The sequence below is a fragment of the Achromobacter sp. JCM 18799 genome (assembly GCF_055395645.1).
In genome coordinates this window covers 5,979,615-5,994,934 of the sequence record NZ_AP043866.1, presented here as the reverse complement: position 1 = coordinate 5,994,934, position 15,320 = coordinate 5,979,615, and the positions used below count along the sequence as shown (strand labels likewise).

Here is a 15,320-nt window from a genome sequence, read left to right as displayed (position 1 = left end):
GGCCAGCAGGCCTGACGGCCCGCACGCGGCGGTAAAATAATGCATCACCAGCCCGCTTTTCAGCCCCTTCAGATGTTCAATCCCTCACGCGACCAAGTCCGCGAATTCTTTATCGAAACCTGGCGCAAGCATCGCGCCTCCGAAGTGCTGACGCCGCTCGAGGCCATCGCGCTGGACTGGATCATCGAACATCCCGAGTACCACGGCGACCTCGAAAACCCCGAGGCCATGACGGCTGAATACTCGGTGGAAAAGGGCCGCACCAATCCCTTTCTGCACCTGTCCATGCATCTGGCCATTGCAGAGCAACTGTCCATCGACCATCCGCCGGGAATCCGGCAGGCCTACCAGCAGCTGGTGGCGCGCAGCGACGCGCACCAGGCCGCGCATGAAATCATGGAATGCCTGGGCCAGGTCGTCTGGGAAGCGCAGCGCCTGGGCACCCCGCTGGACAGCGACACCTACATCGACCTGATCCGCCAACGCGCCAGCCGCTGAGCGCCGCCCCCGCGTCCAAAAGAAAAGCCCCCACGCTGCGCCTTCGGCTTGCTGCCCCCCGAGGGGGCTTTTTTTCCTTGGGACGGCCCGGCGGAAAAAGAAAAGCCCTCGACTGAGGGCTTTCTTGTTTGCGGAACGGTTCCGGCCGGCTTACCTGCGCACGCCCAGGTCGCTCGGCTGCGCCGACAGCCAGGCCGCCACATTGGAGATGTCCTGGTCGGACAGCTGGGTCGCGAACGCGCCCATGATGGGGTTCTTGCGCACGTTGGCCGTGGCCGCGCTGCCGGAGGCGCCGCGCTTGTAGGCCTTCAGGGCGTGGACCAGGTAGTCCGCGTGCTGGCCGGCCAGCGTCGGATAGGCCGGATCCACGGCCGTCTTGGCGTCGGCGCCGTGGCAGGAAGCGCAGTTGAATTTGTCGAAGACGGCCTTGCCGGCCGCCAGGTCCTGCGCCTGGGCGGCAACGCCCGTCATGGCCAGGGTCGCGCCCGCAAGGGCAAGCATGTAGCGATTCATGTGTTTGCCCCCTTACTTGAGATTCGAGTAGTACGCGGCCAGATCGGCGATGTCCTGGTCGGACAGGCTGCCGGCAATGGCGTCCATCGTGGGATGGCTGCGCGCGCCTTTCTTGTACTCGTTGAGGGCGGTTTCGATGTACTTGGCGTTCTGCCCAGCGATCATCGGCACGTGGTACAGCTCGGGAAACGTTGCCTTGTAGCCTTCGATGCCGTGGCAACCGATGCACATGGAAACCTTGTCGCGGGCGTTCTGGACATTACCGACCACTGCTGCGTCTGCAGCAACAGACTGGCCGGCGATCGCACAGGATGCCATCGCGGCCAACACGGATACCGTGTACTTCAGAGAGGTTCGCAACTTCATTGGAATGGCTCTTCTTGGTATGGCTAAGGACTAGGGCCTGCTCACACGAAAAGGCCCTCGGCAAACACGTTGCGGGTCGAACCCAAAGCAAAACCGCCTGATTGTACGATAATTGCTCAGGATTAATACCTTTACCATGGTATTGATCACCGTCAAATCTCAGAAGCCATCAGACCATGTCCGCAGCCCAGTCCGCTACTTCCGCCTCGCCAGACCGCTTCGACGGGACCGACAACTATGTCGCCACCGATGACCTGAAACTCGCCGTCAATGCCGCCCTCACCTTGCAGCGTCCGCTGCTGATCAAGGGCGAACCCGGCACCGGCAAGACCATGCTGGCCGAGGAAGTGGCGCGCGCGCTGGGGCGGCCGCTGCTGCAGTGGCACATCAAGTCCACCACCAAGGCCCACCAGGGCCTGTATGAATACGACGCGGTGTCGCGCCTGCGCGACTCGCAGCTGGGCGACGAAAAGGTCCGCGACATCCGCAACTACATCGTGCAAGGCACGCTGTGGCAGGCCTTCCAGTCGGCCGAGCCGGTGGTCCTGCTGATCGACGAGATCGACAAGGCCGACATCGAATTCCCCAACGACCTGCTGCGCGAACTGGACCGCATGGAATTCCACGTGTACGAAACGCGCGAGACCATCTCGGCGCGGCATCGTCCGCTGGTCATCATCACGTCCAACAACGAAAAGGACCTGCCCGACGCTTTCCTGCGCCGCTGCTTCTTCCACTACATCCGCTTCCCCGACCGCGAGACCATGCGCGACATCGTGGCCGTGCACTATCCGCACCTGAAGCAGGACGTGCTGCGCGCGGCGCTGGATACTTTCTTCTCGCTGCGCGACGCGCCGGGCCTGAAGAAAAAGCCGTCCACATCCGAACTGCTGGATTGGCTGCGCCTGCTGCTGGCCGAAGGCTCGACCGCCGCCGAGATCGACGCGCACACGGCCACGGCCGTGCCGCTGATGGCCGGCGCGCTGCTCAAGAACGAACAGGACGTGCACCTGCTGGAACGCCTGGCAGCCATGACGCGCGGCGGCCAGCGCCGCTGATCCGCCAGCAACGTTCCGCCAGCAACTACCGGCAGCCGCAAATGCTGATCGACTTCTTCTACCATCTCCGGGCGCACAAGCTGCCCGTCTCGGTCAAGGAATACCTGACCCTGGTGGACGCCTTGCGCCAGGATCTCATGGCGCCCACGCTGGACCAGTTCTACTTCCTGGCGCGCGCCACGCTGGTCAAGGACGAGGCGCTCTACGACCGCTACGACAAGGCTTTCGGCGCCTACTACAAGGGCATCGCGGCCGCCCTGCCCCCAGGCAAGGAAATTCCGCTGGACTGGCTCATCAAGCAGTTCGAAAAAAGCCTGAGCCCGGAAGAAAAAGCCGCGATCGAAAAGCACGGCTGGGACAAGCTGATGGAGCTCTTCAAGGAGCGCCTGGAGGAACAGAAGGAACGCCATGCCGGCGGCAGCAAATGGATCGGCACCGGCGGCACCTCGCCCTTCGGCAATGGCGGCTACCACCCCGAGGGCATACGCGTGGGCGGCGACTCGGCCGGCAACCGCAGCGCGGTCAAGGTCTGGGACATGCGCCAGTTCAAGGACTACGACGATCAGGTCGAGCTGGGCACGCGCAACTTCAAGGTGGCGCTGCGCCGCCTGCGGCGCTTCGCAAGGCAAGGCGCCGAGATGGAACTGGACCTGGACGACACCATCGCCAGCACCGCGCGCAATGCCGGGCACCTGGACCTGCGCATGGTCCCCGAACGCCACAACACCGTGAAGGTGCTGATGCTGCTGGACGTGGGCGGCAGCATGGACGACCACATCGGACGCGTCGAAGAACTGTTCTCGGCGGCGCGCAGCGAGTTCCGCAACCTGGAGGTTTACTACTTCCACAACTGCCCGTACGAAAGCCTGTGGCAAAGCAACCGCCGGCGCCAGAATGAACGCTTCGACACCTGGGACGTGCTGCGCAAGTACAACCCGGATTGGCGCCTGATCATCGTCGGCGACGCCACCATGAGCCCCTACGAAATCCTGCAGCCGGGCGGCTCGGTCGAACACTACAACAAGGAGCCGGGCGCCGAATGGATGCGCCGCCTGCTGGACGCCTGGCCCAAATCGGTCTGGCTCAATCCCGAGCCCACCGCGTCCTGGCAATACCGCCAGTCCATCGCGCTGATGCGCGACATCATGCAGGGCCGCATGTACCCCGTCACGGTCGCCGGTCTGGAACAGGCCATGCGCGTGCTATCGAAGTAGGATGGGTGTAGCGCGAGAGTCCCCAGGCAAGAACTCCGAAGCCCGTCGCGCGCAACCCATCACGCGATGGCAAGACCCGTTCCCGACAGCGATGATGGGTAAACGGGTGTTCATCCATCCACAGGTTGTTCCGGCGTATCCAGCGTCAGCTGGTAGAACGCCAGATCCAGCCAGCGTCCGAACTTGAAGCCTGCCTCGCGGATGGTGCCCGCATGCTTGAAGCCCAGCTTCTCGTGCAGGCGGATGCTGCCCTGGTTGCTCGCGTCGATGCCGCCGACCAGCACGTGCACCTGATTGACGCGCGCCCGCTGGATCAGCTCGCGCATCAGCGCCTCGCCCAACCCCAGTCCGCGAAAACGGCCGTCCACGTACACGGAATGCTCCACCGAATACTTGAAGGCCGGCCAGGCGCGGAAGGTGCCGTAGCTGGCGAAGGCCATCAGCTCGCCGGCTGCGTTCTCGTACCCCAGCACTGGAAAACCGCCCTGCCGCTTGGTCTGGAACCAGCCCTGCATCGCCTCGCGCGGCCTCGGCTTGTAGTCGTACAGCGCGGTGGAATTGACGATGGCGTCGTTGAATATGGCCAGTATCTGGTCGGCATGACGCTCATGCGTGCAATCGACCAGGGTTGCGCCATCCGGCGCGCGGGTTTCGGCGTGCGTAGTCATGGCGCAAATTGTAGCGACCCGCGCAGCCTTGCGGCTATTGGGTCCGCGGCCGCTACGGACAAAAAAAACCGGCGGAGCCGCCGGTTCAATTGGATCTTGCCGCTTCTGGCCACTCTCAGGCGGCGCGGCTCTCAGCAGATCGGGCGGCGGGCGGCTCGCCACGCAAGCCGGGGCAGTTGCGCCATGCAAGCTCATCCGCATCCATATCCAGGTCGAACAGATCGTTGGCGGCGGGCCAGGGATGGCTGCGCGCCGCCGCGCCTTCCATTTCCAGCACGTGCCCGGCGAAGCCCCGTGGCGAGCCGCCGCACTCCGCGAAATATCGTTGTGTGCTCAAGTCCACCACATAGGTGGTCATGTCATGGGTCAATATGGCCACGAATTGGCCGTCATCACTGGCATAGGCGTACTGAAACTGTCCTTTGATCCCGTCGCCGCTCAATGGGCTGCCGGTCAATTGGGACAAGGCACGCGTGACGATCTCGGTCAGCATGGGTCGTTCCTCCGGTAAGTGCGCCGGCAGGATGCCGGCGGCGAAGGCGCGAACGACAAGCACCGGCGCCGCGCAAAAAGCGGCGTCTGGCGTTGGACGGGAAGCCTGTGGGCGGGCTGTCGCGCATCCCGTCAGCAACTGGTACTGCGTCCTGAAAAGCTTACACCCGCAGGCCGGGATACCTCAAATCAGCCCGGAAATTCGCCATTCCGCATTGCACCATCCGGGATTGGCGGCGCTCCTGGCGCCTTATGCCGCCGCAACCGGCGTGGAGCCTGCTTCTGCGTCACCATTTTCGCGTCCGCGCCAGGCCTCGCGCCCGATCCGGTACAGCACATGCCGGCGCAGAGGATGCCCCAGCGGCACGGCGGGATGGTCGAAGCCTTCCGGATCCTCCTTCATGCCCAAGCGGTCCATCACCGCGCGCGAGCGCAGGTTGCCCGTGGCCGTGAAGGCCACGATCTCATCCAGTCCCACCTGCTCGAACCCCGCGCGCAAGGCCGCCTCGGCCGCTTCGCTGGCATAGCCCTTGCCCCAGTGCCGCTGCGCCAGGCGCCAGCCTATCTCCACGCCTGGCGCGAACGGCAGGGTGGGCGCCAGAGGCTTGATGCCGACAAAACCGATGAAAGGCGCCACGCCCGGCGCTTCCACGGCCCAGAAGCCCCAGCCATGCTCGTCGATGCCGGCGGCCAGCCGGTCGGCAAGCGCATCGCTTTCCTGTGCATTCAGCGGCAGCAGGTACTCGGCGACGCGGGGGTCCTGGTTCAGCGCCGCGAAAGGTTCACGGTCGGCGGCGCGCCATTGGCGCAGCACCAGGCGCGGCGTTTCGACTTCCAGGGATAGAGACATGACGGACTTCCTTGCTTGCGGTCCGGGGCCGCGCGCCGCGGACAACACCGCGCCGCGCCCCTGAACCATTGCCAACGTATACACTCCAACGGATTCTGCCATGCCAAAGGAATTGTCTGCCATGCGCCTGTCCCTGTCGAAGCTGCCGCGCCCGCTGAGCGTGCTGCTGTTTTCCTCCTTCCTGGCCTTTCAGGCCGGCGCCGCCAGCCTGCCGGCGGGCGTCTCGGAGGCCGCCTCGATCGAAGGCATCACCGAATACCGCCTGGCCAACGGCCTGAGAGTGCTGCTGGTTCCCGATGAATCCAAGCCGTCCACCACCGTCAACATGACCTACCTGGTGGGCTCGCGCAACGAGAACTACGGCCAGACGGGCATGGCGCACCTGCTGGAGCACATGCTGTTCAAGGGCACCTCGACCACCCGCAACGCCATGGGCGAGTTCTCGCGCCGCGGCTTGCAGGCGAATGGTTCGACCTCCAGCGACCGCACCAATTATTTCGCCAGCTTCGCCGCCAACCCCGACACGCTCAAGTGGTACCTGGGCTGGCAGGCCGACGCCATGGTCAATTCCCTGATCGCCAAGGAAGACCTGGACTCGGAAATGACCGTGGTCCGCAACGAAATGGAAAGCGGCGAAAACAGCCCCTTCCGCATCCTGATGCAGAAGATGCAGGCCGCGGCCTTCCAGTGGCACAGCTACGGCAAGAACACCATCGGCGCCCGTTCCGACGTCGAGAACGTGGACATCGGCCAGTTGCGCGCCTTCTATCACGAGTACTACCAGCCCGATAACGCCGTGCTGATCGTAGCGGGCAAGTTCGACCCGCAAGCGACCCTGGCCGACATCGAGGAAACGCTGGGCAAGCTGCCCAAGCCCGAGCGCAAGCTCCCGCCCGAGTACACGGTTGAACCCGCGCAGGACGGCGAACGTTCCGTGACCCTGCGCCGCACGGGCGGCACGCCGCTGGTCGCGGCCATGTACCACATCCCTGCCGCCGGCAGCGCCGACTTCGTGCCGCTGGACCTGGCCGCCACCATCCTGGCCGACACGCCCTCGGGCCGTCTCTACCATGCCCTGGTTCCGACCAAGCTGGCCTCGGGCGTGTTCGGCTTCACCATGGAAAACCTGGACCCGGGCCTGGCGATGTTCGCCGCCCAGCTGACGCCGGGCAAGAGCCTGGACGCCGCCATGAAGGCGCTGACCGGCACGCTGCAGACCCTGGACAAGAAGCCCTTCACGCAGCAAGAGCTGGACCGCGCCCGCAGCAAATGGCTGACTGCCTGGGAACAGACCTATAGTGATCCCGAACAGGTCGGCGTGGCGCTGTCCGAAGCCATCGCCGCCGGCGACTGGCGCCTGTTCTTCCTGCAGCGCGACCGCGCCCGCAAGGCCACGCTGGCCGAGGTGCAGCGCGCCGCAACTACCTACCTGGTCCAAAGCAACAGCATCGAAGGCCGCTACATCCCCACCGAGAAACCCGTGCGCGCGCCGCAGGAGCAACGCGTGGACCTCACGGCCGTCTTCAAGGACTACAAGGGCGATCCGGACTTCAAGGCCGCCTCGGCCTTCGACCCCACGCCCGAGAACATCGATAAGCTGACGCAGCGCAAGAAGCTGGACCTGCCCAACGGCCCCGTGCAGTTGGCGCTGCTGCCCAAGGCCACGCGCGGCAACCGGGTGCAGGCGCAGATGCTGATCCAGTTCGGCAATGAAAAGGACCTGCTCGGCCAACGCGTGAATTCCAGCGCCGTGGCCGACCTGCTGACCCGCGGCACGGCCAAGCTGTCGCGCCAGGACATCCAGGATCGCCTGGACAAGCTGCAGGCTGAACTCGGCTTCAGCGGCGGCGGCACCACGCTCAAGATCGCCATGTCGACCAAGGGCGAAAACCTGCCCGAACTCACCGCGCTGGCATTGGACATCGTCCGCAACGCCAACTTCCCCAAGGAGCAACTGGAGGAATATCAGCGCCAGCTCGAAACCTCGATCCAGAACGCCATGACCGAACCGTCGGCGCTGGCCGGACGCGCGCTGGCCCGCCAGGACAACCCGTGGCCCGCCAATGACCTGCGCTACGTGCCGACCTTCGAGGAATCGCTGGCCGGCGTGCGCGCCCTGAACCGCGACGCCCTGGTCAAGTTCCATTCCAAGTTCTACGGCGCCGGCAACATCGAGTACTCGGCGGTTGGCGAATTCGAGCCCGCAGCTGTGGAAAAGGCGCTCAAGACCGGACTGGCCGGCTGGAAGAAGGCGCCCGCCTACACCCGCGTGCCCAACCCGTACCGTGACATTCCCGCCAAGCAGTTCGACATCGACACGCCGGACAAGGCCAATGCGTTCTACATCTCGCGCATGCCGCTGAAGCTGCAGGACACGGACGCGGACTATGCCGCGCTGTACCTGGCCAACTACCTGTTCGGCGCCTCCGAAACCTCGCGCCTGTGGAACCGCGTACGCGAAACCGAAGGCCTCTCATACAACGTGCGCAGCTCGCTGTCGGTCTCGTCGTTCGAGCCCTCCGCCAGCTGGACCATGTACGCCATCTATGCGCCGCAAAACCGCGAGCGCCTGGAAAAGGCCATCGGCGAAGAACTGGCGCGCGTGCTGAAGGATGGCTTCACGGACAAGGAAATCTCGGACGGCATCACGGCCCTGCTGAACTACCGCAACCTGGCCCGCGCCCAGGACGACGTCCTGGCCAGCACCTGGCTGGATTACATGCAGCGCGGCCGCACCTTCGCCTGGTCGGCCGACATGGACAAGAAGATCTCTGCGCTGACGGCCGATTCGGTCAATGCCGCTATGCGCAAGACCCTGCGTGCGGACGGCTTCAGCACGGCGGTTGCCGGCGACTTCAAGAAGAAGGCGGCGCCCTGAGCAAGCCTGTCCCCTCTGGAAAGCCCCGCTGCGGCGGGGCTTTTTTTGGCTTTCCGATCTGGGGCAGCTCACCAAAATTCACTGGAACGCCCCCTGACTATGCCAAAAATGGATGAAATCATAAAAGCGAACATGATTACTCGATTATTTGGAAAGATGTTTTCAAGGAATACGGGTTTATCCCAGGTGGGATAGCGATCACAATTCAGTCATCGGGAACACACAACGAACCACGACGGAGGGCCGCCGGATTCGGTCCCCAACCAAGACGAATTGGAGGTCTACCATGAAAACCCTAACCACCACCCTGCTGCTATCCCTGGCCCTGGTTGGCGTTGGCGCCCAAGCCGCCGGCGTTGAACAAACCAAGAGCAGCGCTCAGGTCGCCACTGAACTGCAGCAAGCCAAGATCAGCGGCCAGTACACCTTCGGCGAGCTGGACTACCCGCCCGCCCTGCCCCAGACCACCAGCCTGAGCTCGCAGGAAGTGCAAGCCCAGCTGCAACAAGCCAAGATCAGCGGTCAATACACCTTCGGCGAACTGGAATACCCGGCGGCCGTATCCGCCCCCGCCAGCGCCAAGAGCCGCGCTGAAGTCCAGCAGGAACTGGCGCAAGCCAAGGCCAGCGGCCAATATACGTTCGGCGAACTCGAGTACCCGCCGATCACCCGGTGAGCTGCTTGCTGTGGCCCGGCCGGCCTCGGACGGCATCATGGTTTGAGGCCGGTTTTTATCGGCGACAGCGGCGGTAGAAGTAGCAGTAGAAGCAGTAGTAGCTGTGAAAGTAGCAGTAGAAGCTGAAGTTTGAAGTTGAAGTTGCAGTACTCGCAGTAGCAGTAGCAGTAGCAGTAGCAATGGACCGCGGCGCAAGCCGCGGTCTTCTCATATGCGCACCGCCCGTGCCTCGACGTCCTCTTCAGGCAAAAAAAAGCCGCGATCATGATCGCGGCTTTTTGCATGCTTCAGCCAGTTCAGCTGAAGAATTCCTTCACCCGGTCGGTCCAGGACTTGCTTTGCGGCGAATGACGGTCGCCGCCATCATTCAGCGAAGCCTCGAACTGGCGCAGGATGTTCTTCTGGTCGTCGCTCAGGCGCACCGGCGTTTCCACCACCACGTGGCAGTAGAGGTCGCCCGGATAGCTGCCGCGCACACCGCGGATGCCCTTGCCGCGCAGGCGGAAGGTCTTGCCGGACTGCGTGCCCTCGGGGATCGAGATCTCGGCCTTGCCGCCCAACGTCGGCACCTGAAGCTCGCCGCCCAGCGCCGCCGAGGTGAACGGGATGGTCAGTTCGCAATGGAGGTCGTCGCCGTCGCGCTGGAAGATCTTGTGCTGCTTGATGTGGATTTCCACATACAAGTCGCCCGGAGGGCCGCCGTTGATGCCGGGCTCGCCGTTGCCGCTGGAGCGGATGCGCATGCCGTCGTCGATGCCGGCCGGAATCTTGACCTGCAGCGTCTTGTTGCGGCGGATGCGGCCCACGCCGTCGCAAGCGGGGCAGGGATCGGTGATTTCCTTGCCGTTGCCATGGCAGGTCGGGCAGGTCTGCTGCACGCTGAAGAAACCCTGCTGCATGCGCACGGCGCCCGAGCCGCCGCAGGTGCGGCAGGTCTTGGGCGAGGTGCCGGCCTTGGCGCCGGAACCGTGGCAGGTGTCGCAGTTTTCCCAACTGGGCACGCGGATCTCGGTGTCGAAGCCGGCCGCGGCCTGCTCCAGCGTGATTTCCAGCGCGTACTTCAGGTCGGCGCCGCGGTAGACCTGCGGGCCGCCGCCGCGACGGCCACCGCCGCCGCCGCCGAAGATTTCGCCGAAGATGTCGCCAAAGGCGTCGGCGAAACCGCCACCCATGCCGCCGCCCATGCCGGCGGAGTTGGGGTCCACGCCCGCGTGGCCGTAGCGGTCGTACGCGGCGCGCTTCTGATCGTCACCCAGGACCTCGTAGGCTTCCTTGGCTTCCTTGAACTTCTCTTCGGCTTCTTTGCTGTCCGGATTGCGGTCCGGATGGTACTTCATGGCCAGCTTTCGATAGGCCTTCTTGAGGTCGTCGTCCGAGGCGTTCTTCGCAACGCCCAGGACTTCGTAATAGTCACGTTTTGCCATGATCCGTGGGCTCGAAAACGAGCCTTCTTTTCAGTGCTACAGAATGAGTACGCCCGGTAGGCGGATTTCTCCGGCTACCGGGCGGCAGAGGCAGGTCAGCGCCCGGCCATTATTGGTCGCGCTTGACTTCCTTGAAGTCGGCGTCGACGACATTGTCGTCCACCGGCTTCGCGTTGTCGGCCGCTTGCTGCTGGCCGGCGGCTTGCTGCGCCTGCATGTCGGCGTACATCTTTTCGCCCAGCTTCTGCGAAACCGTCGACAGGGCTTCCACCTTGGCGTCGATCGCAGCCTTGTCGCCGTCCTTCAGCGTGTCTTCCAGTTCCTTGATGGCGGCTTCGATGCCTTCCTTTTCGGAAGCCTCGAGCTTGTCGCCATACTCGGTCAACGACTTGCGGGTGGCATGCACCAGCGCATCGGCCTGGTTGCGCGACTGAGCCAGTTCGGCGACGCGGTGATCTTCCTCGGCGTTGGCCTCGGCATCCTTGACCATGCGCTGGATCTCGTCTTCCGACAGACCCGAGTTGGCCTTGATGGTGATCTTGTTTTCCTTGCCGGTGCCCTTGTCCTTGGCGGACACGTGCAGGATGCCGTTGGCGTCGATGTCGAAGGTGACTTCGATCTGCGGCATGCCGCGGGGCGACGGCGGGATCCCTTCGAGGTTGAACTCGCCCAGGGCCTTGTTGCCCGCAGCGATTTCGCGCTCGCCCTGGAACACCTTGATCGTCACGGCCGGCTGATTGTCGTCAGCGGTCGAGAAGGTCTGCGAGAACCGGGTCGGGATGGTCGTGTTCTTCTGGATCATCTTGGTCATCACGCCGCCCAGGGTTTCGATGCCCAGGGACAGGGGGGTGACGTCCAGCAGCAGCACGTCCTTGCGGTCGCCCGACAGCACGGAGCCCTGGATGGCGGCGCCGGCGGCGACGGCTTCATCGGGGTTCACGTCCTTGCGCGGATCCTTGCCGAAGAATTCCTTCACCTTTTCCTGGACCTTGGGCATGCGGGTCATGCCGCCGACCAGGATCACGTCGTCGATGTCGGAAACCTTCACGCCGGCGTCCTTGATGGCCACGCGGCAGGGCTCGATCGTGCGTTCGATCAGTTCTTCGACCAGCGCTTCCAGCTTGGCGCGGGTGATCTTCAGGTTCAGGTGCTTCGGACCCGAGGCATCCGCCGTGATGTACGGCAGGTTGATTTCGGTCTGTTGCGCCGAGGACAGCTCGATCTTGGCCTTTTCAGCGGCTTCCTTCAGGCGTTGCAGGGCCAGCACGTCCTTGGACAGATCAACGCCCTGTTCCTTCTTGAACTCGGCAATGATGTAGTCGATGATGCGCTGGTCGAAGTCTTCGCCGCCCAGGAAGGTGTCGCCGTTGGTCGACAGCACTTCGAACTGCTTTTCGCCGTCCACGTCGGCGATTTCGATGATGGACACGTCGAACGTGCCGCCGCCCAGGTCATAGACGGCGATCTTGCGGTCGCCCTTTTCGGTCTTGTCCAGGCCGAACGCCAGCGCCGCAGCGGTGGGTTCGTTGATGATGCGCTTGACTTCCAGACCGGCGATGCGGCCGGCGTCCTTGGTGGCCTGGCGCTGGCTGTCGTTGAAGTAGGCGGGCACGGTGATGACGGCCTCGGTCACTTCTTCGCCCAGGTAGTCCTCGGCGGTCTTCTTCATCTTGCGCAGCACGTCGGCCGACACTTGGGGAGGCGCCATCTTCTTGCCGCGCACTTCCACCCAGGCGTCGCCGTTGTCGGCCTTGACGATGGCATAGGGCATCAGGTTGATGTCCTTTTGCACCGCCTTCTCTTCGAACTTGCGGCCGATCAGGCGCTTCACCGCATACAGGGTGTTGCGCGGGTTGGTCACGGCCTGGCGCTTGGCCGGCGCGCCGACCAGGGTTTCGCCATCGTCCATGTAGGCGACGATGGAGGGGGTGGTGCGAGCGCCTTCCGCGTTTTCAATGATTTTGACCTGCCCGCCGTCCATGACAGCCACGCAGCTGTTGGTCGTGCCCAGGTCAATGCCAATAATCTTGCTCATGGTCGGTTACCTTGATTGAATCTATGAAAATAGGGAGAAACTTCTTGTCCCCACATAACTGGGGCTGCCCGCAGGGTTTTTCAAGACGCCTGGCCGGATTTTTCTACAGCCGTTTCCTGCAGGCGGCGCATGGCCGCGGTGAACTGCGGCAGGCCGGGCCAGCCGGTGACGCGGCCCAGCCGCTTGCCGGCGCGGTACAGCACGAAAGTGGGGACGCCATGCAGCGAGAAGCGCCTTCCCAGCGCTTCGTCCGCGTAGACATCGGCTTCGAACCAGGTCAGCCCCAATTCCAGCAGCGCGTCCCGATGCAGCAAGGCGGTCTGCTTGAAAATATTGCAGTTATAGCAATCCTGTCCCCAGAGGAACACGCAGCGCAGATCCGTCCCCGGCGCCTGCACCACCGCCGCGTCGAATCCCTCGGTGTCGACATGGCGCATGCCGAACACCTGGAATATCTGGGCGGGGTCGAACCGGGGATCCGTCATGGCGCGCCGCCTGTTCAGCCCTGGCCGGCGGACACCACGACCAGCGCGGGACGCAGGGTCCGGTCGGCGATGGCATAGCCCTTTTGCAGCAGCTGGACCACCGTATTGGCGGGCTGCTCTGCGGGGATGGACGAAATGGCTTGGTGCTGGTGCGGATCGAACTTGTCGCCCTGCGCCGGCGCGATTTCCTTGAGCAGATTGCGCTCGAAGGCGGCCGTCAGCTGCTTCAGGGTCACTTGGACGCCTTCGCTCAGGGTTTCAACGGTTTGCTCGGGCTGGGCCAGGGCAGCTTCCAGGCTGTCCTTGACCGGGACCAGGCTTTCCGCGAACGACTCGATACCGAACTTGCGCGCCTTGGACACATCTTCCTGGGCGCGGCGGCGCACGTTTTCGGCTTCGGCCCGAATGCGCAGAAGCTGGTCCTGCTGCTCATTGACGGTAGCCTGGGCCGCGTCCAGCTGGGCGCGCAACTCGTTCAGCTCGGCCTGCACGGCGTCCTCGGCGGCGGAGGCCGCATCGGCGTTCTGGCCGACTTCGGGCGTCTGATCTACAGGCTCGTTGGGTGCCGTCATGGGGAATCCTCCAAAAAGTATGGCTTTCGCAGACATGAATGGGGGCCAATACCCCTATTTCAAGCCCGGGAAAGCAAATATTCCCTGACGGCGCCGGGTAAGAGAGGCAGGCGGAATGTAGTCAAAAATCCGCCCAATTTCTGCCAATTGCCGTCAAATATCAGACTGCAAGCATAAATTCAGCACTTCCCGACGCCATCCGGCAAATGGCGGACGCCCTCCGGCAGGCTACTTCTTGTGGGGCTGCGCGGGCGCGGCGGGATCGCTGGCGGGAAAACTGTCCTTCAGGGCGCGGTCCACGTCGCGATCCTCGTCCGGCTCCGGGCTGATTGCGATGGGATCGCTGGCGGGGAAGGTCTCGGCAAGCGCCTCATCCAGCTCGTGTTCCACCTGATCTTCGTCCACCGGGGTACTGACCCGCCCCTTTTTGACGACCTTTCCAGTCTTGGGATCATGCTGCATGCGCCTTCTCCTTCAAGTCCGTGATTTGCGTAGGCCACCCCTGCAAGTGGCGTGCCACCAGGTCGGCCAGCCCTGCGATCCAGGCCGGATCGTCGTTGATCGCCGGAATGTAGCGGAAACGCTTGCCGCCGGCCTCGATAAAGGCGTCGCGGCATTCCAGACTGATCTCTTCCAGGGTTTCCAGACAGTCTGCCACAAAACCCGGGCACACCACATCGACCTCGGTCACGCCGGCGGCGGCCAGCGCCTTCAGGGTGGGTTCGGTATAGGGTTCCAGCCAGCGGGCGGTGCCGAAACGGCTCTGGAAGGTCACTTCTATCTGTTCGCGCGGCAGCGACAGACGCTGGCCCAGCAGGCGCGCCGTTTCCATGCAATCGCGGTAGTACGGATCGCCCAGTTCGATCGAATAGCGCGGCAGGCCGTGAAAGCTCATGACCAGCTTCTGCGGTTTGCCGTGCTCCTGCCAGTAGCGCTCGATGCGGCCAGCCAGCGCGTCCAGATAGGCCGGCTCTTCATGGAAACGCTTGATGAAGCGCAGCTCGGGCTGGTCGCGCAGGCGGCCTGCGTGGCGGGTGACCGCATCGACGACCGTGGCGGTGGTGCTGGCGGCGTACTGCGGATAGAGCGGCACGGTGAGTATGCGTTCACAGCCCTGCCGGCGCAGCCGAGAAATGGCGTCGGGGATCGAGGGGTTGCCGTAGCGCATGCCCAGCTCCACCACGGCGTCGATTCCAGCCTCGGCCAGGGCTGCGCGCACGCCATCGGCCTGGCGCTGGCTGTACACCATCAGGGGCGAGCCTTCCTTCATCCAGACGCCGGCGTAGCGCGGCTCCAGCTTCTTGGGCCGCATCGTCAGCACGAGGCAATGCAGGATGGGCTTCCACAGATAGCGCGGGATCTCGATCACGCGCGGGTCGGACAGGAACTCGCCAAGGTATTTGCGTATGTCCTGCTTACCCGGGGTGTCCGGGGTGCCCAGGTTCACCAGCAGCACGCCGACCTTGGCCGGCCCGCGCGGCGCGGGGTCTTCGTTGAAGGGGTCCTCCTGCTCGGGTTCCGGCAGATAGCGCTCAGGCCACAGGTACTTGAACAGGCGAAGAAACACAAACACTCCCCTTCCTCCGCAAGG

16 protein-coding genes are annotated in these 15,320 nt (G+C 63.9%); 5 read left to right on the top strand and 11 right to left on the bottom strand.

Translation table 11 applies throughout. The features are described 5' to 3' along the window. The first annotated feature begins 72 nt into the window (after positions 1-72). Positions 73-498, top strand: coding sequence for a DUF1841 family protein (locus tag ACZ5YA_RS28375; RefSeq protein WP_042796603.1), 426 nt, complete (start codon positions 73-75; stop codon positions 496-498). A 150-nt stretch (positions 499-648) separates the two neighbouring features. On the opposite strand, the gene ACZ5YA_RS28370 is transcribed toward ACZ5YA_RS28375, so the two are convergent. Together ACZ5YA_RS28370 and ACZ5YA_RS28365 are read right to left on the bottom strand one after the other, a co-directional pair. Next, a complete protein-coding gene (locus ACZ5YA_RS28370; RefSeq protein ID WP_054450058.1) occupies positions 649-1,011 on the bottom strand; it encodes a c-type cytochrome in 363 nt (120 codons plus the stop codon). Between the two features lie 12 nt (positions 1,012-1,023). Next, entirely contained in the window at positions 1,024-1,377 is a 354-nt protein-coding gene (locus ACZ5YA_RS28365) for a c-type cytochrome (protein ID WP_013391872.1), read from the bottom strand. Between the two features lie 176 nt (positions 1,378-1,553). On the opposite strand from ACZ5YA_RS28365, the gene ACZ5YA_RS28360 reads away from it, so the two are divergent. After that, the gene (locus ACZ5YA_RS28360) at positions 1,554-2,435 is read left to right on the top strand and encodes an AAA family ATPase (RefSeq protein ID WP_059373789.1); all 882 of its coding nucleotides are present in this window, start codon (positions 1,554-1,556) and stop codon (positions 2,433-2,435) included. Positions 2,436-2,476: 41 nt separating this feature from the next. Continuing rightward, on the top strand, positions 2,477-3,649 hold the full coding sequence (locus tag ACZ5YA_RS28355; protein ID WP_059373788.1) for a vWA domain-containing protein: 1,173 nt from the start codon (positions 2,477-2,479) through the stop codon (positions 3,647-3,649). A 110-nt stretch (positions 3,650-3,759) separates the two neighbouring features. Here the strand turns inward: ACZ5YA_RS28355 and ACZ5YA_RS28350 are convergent, their stop codons facing one another. From ACZ5YA_RS28350 to ACZ5YA_RS28340, 3 genes are all read right to left on the bottom strand, one after another. After that, a complete protein-coding gene (locus ACZ5YA_RS28350) occupies positions 3,760-4,317 on the bottom strand; it encodes a GNAT family N-acetyltransferase (RefSeq protein WP_118932862.1) in 558 nt (185 codons plus the stop codon). Between the two features lie 115 nt (positions 4,318-4,432). After that, on the bottom strand, positions 4,433-4,810 hold the full coding sequence (locus ACZ5YA_RS28345; RefSeq protein WP_054450052.1) for a hypothetical protein: 378 nt from the start codon (positions 4,808-4,810) through the stop codon (positions 4,433-4,435). A gap of 249 nt (positions 4,811-5,059) precedes the next feature. Next, on the bottom strand, positions 5,060-5,659 hold the full coding sequence (locus tag ACZ5YA_RS28340) for a GNAT family N-acetyltransferase (protein WP_059373786.1): 600 nt from the start codon (positions 5,657-5,659) through the stop codon (positions 5,060-5,062). Between the two features lie 121 nt (positions 5,660-5,780). Between ACZ5YA_RS28340 and ACZ5YA_RS28335 the strand changes: the two genes are divergently transcribed. Together ACZ5YA_RS28335 and ACZ5YA_RS28330 are read left to right on the top strand one after the other, a co-directional pair. Continuing rightward, entirely contained in the window at positions 5,781-8,537 is a 2,757-nt protein-coding gene (locus ACZ5YA_RS28335) for a M16 family metallopeptidase (RefSeq protein ID WP_280015039.1), read from the top strand. A gap of 286 nt (positions 8,538-8,823) precedes the next feature. Next, a complete protein-coding gene (locus ACZ5YA_RS28330) occupies positions 8,824-9,213 on the top strand; it encodes a DUF4148 domain-containing protein (RefSeq protein WP_251877685.1) in 390 nt (129 codons plus the stop codon). A 296-nt stretch (positions 9,214-9,509) separates the two neighbouring features. On the opposite strand, the gene dnaJ is transcribed toward ACZ5YA_RS28330, so the two are convergent. From dnaJ to hemH, 6 genes are all read right to left on the bottom strand, one after another. Continuing rightward, complete coding sequence (gene dnaJ / locus ACZ5YA_RS28325; protein ID WP_059373782.1) at positions 9,510-10,637, bottom strand: molecular chaperone DnaJ; 1,128 nt, start codon at positions 10,635-10,637, stop codon at positions 9,510-9,512. 109 nt (positions 10,638-10,746) lie between these two features. Beyond that, positions 10,747-12,672 (bottom strand): molecular chaperone DnaK, encoded by a 1,926-nt coding sequence (gene dnaK / locus ACZ5YA_RS28320; RefSeq protein ID WP_054450039.1) that lies wholly within the window; start codon positions 12,670-12,672, stop codon positions 10,747-10,749. Positions 12,673-12,752: 80 nt separating this feature from the next. After that, positions 12,753-13,157, bottom strand: coding sequence for a thioredoxin family protein (locus ACZ5YA_RS28315; protein WP_059373781.1), 405 nt, complete (start codon positions 13,155-13,157; stop codon positions 12,753-12,755). Between the two features lie 14 nt (positions 13,158-13,171). After that, positions 13,172-13,729: a nucleotide exchange factor GrpE gene (gene grpE / locus ACZ5YA_RS28310; protein ID WP_059373780.1), complete on the bottom strand. Its 558-nt coding sequence runs from the start codon at positions 13,727-13,729 to the stop codon at positions 13,172-13,174. Between the two features lie 228 nt (positions 13,730-13,957). Then, a complete protein-coding gene (locus ACZ5YA_RS28305) occupies positions 13,958-14,191 on the bottom strand; it encodes a hypothetical protein (protein ID WP_118932865.1) in 234 nt (77 codons plus the stop codon). Beyond that, positions 14,181-15,296, bottom strand: coding sequence for a ferrochelatase (gene hemH / locus ACZ5YA_RS28300; RefSeq protein ID WP_059373843.1), 1,116 nt, complete (start codon positions 15,294-15,296; stop codon positions 14,181-14,183). The genes ACZ5YA_RS28305 and hemH overlap by 11 nt, the downstream gene beginning before the upstream one ends. Between the last annotated feature and the right edge of the window lie 24 nt (positions 15,297-15,320).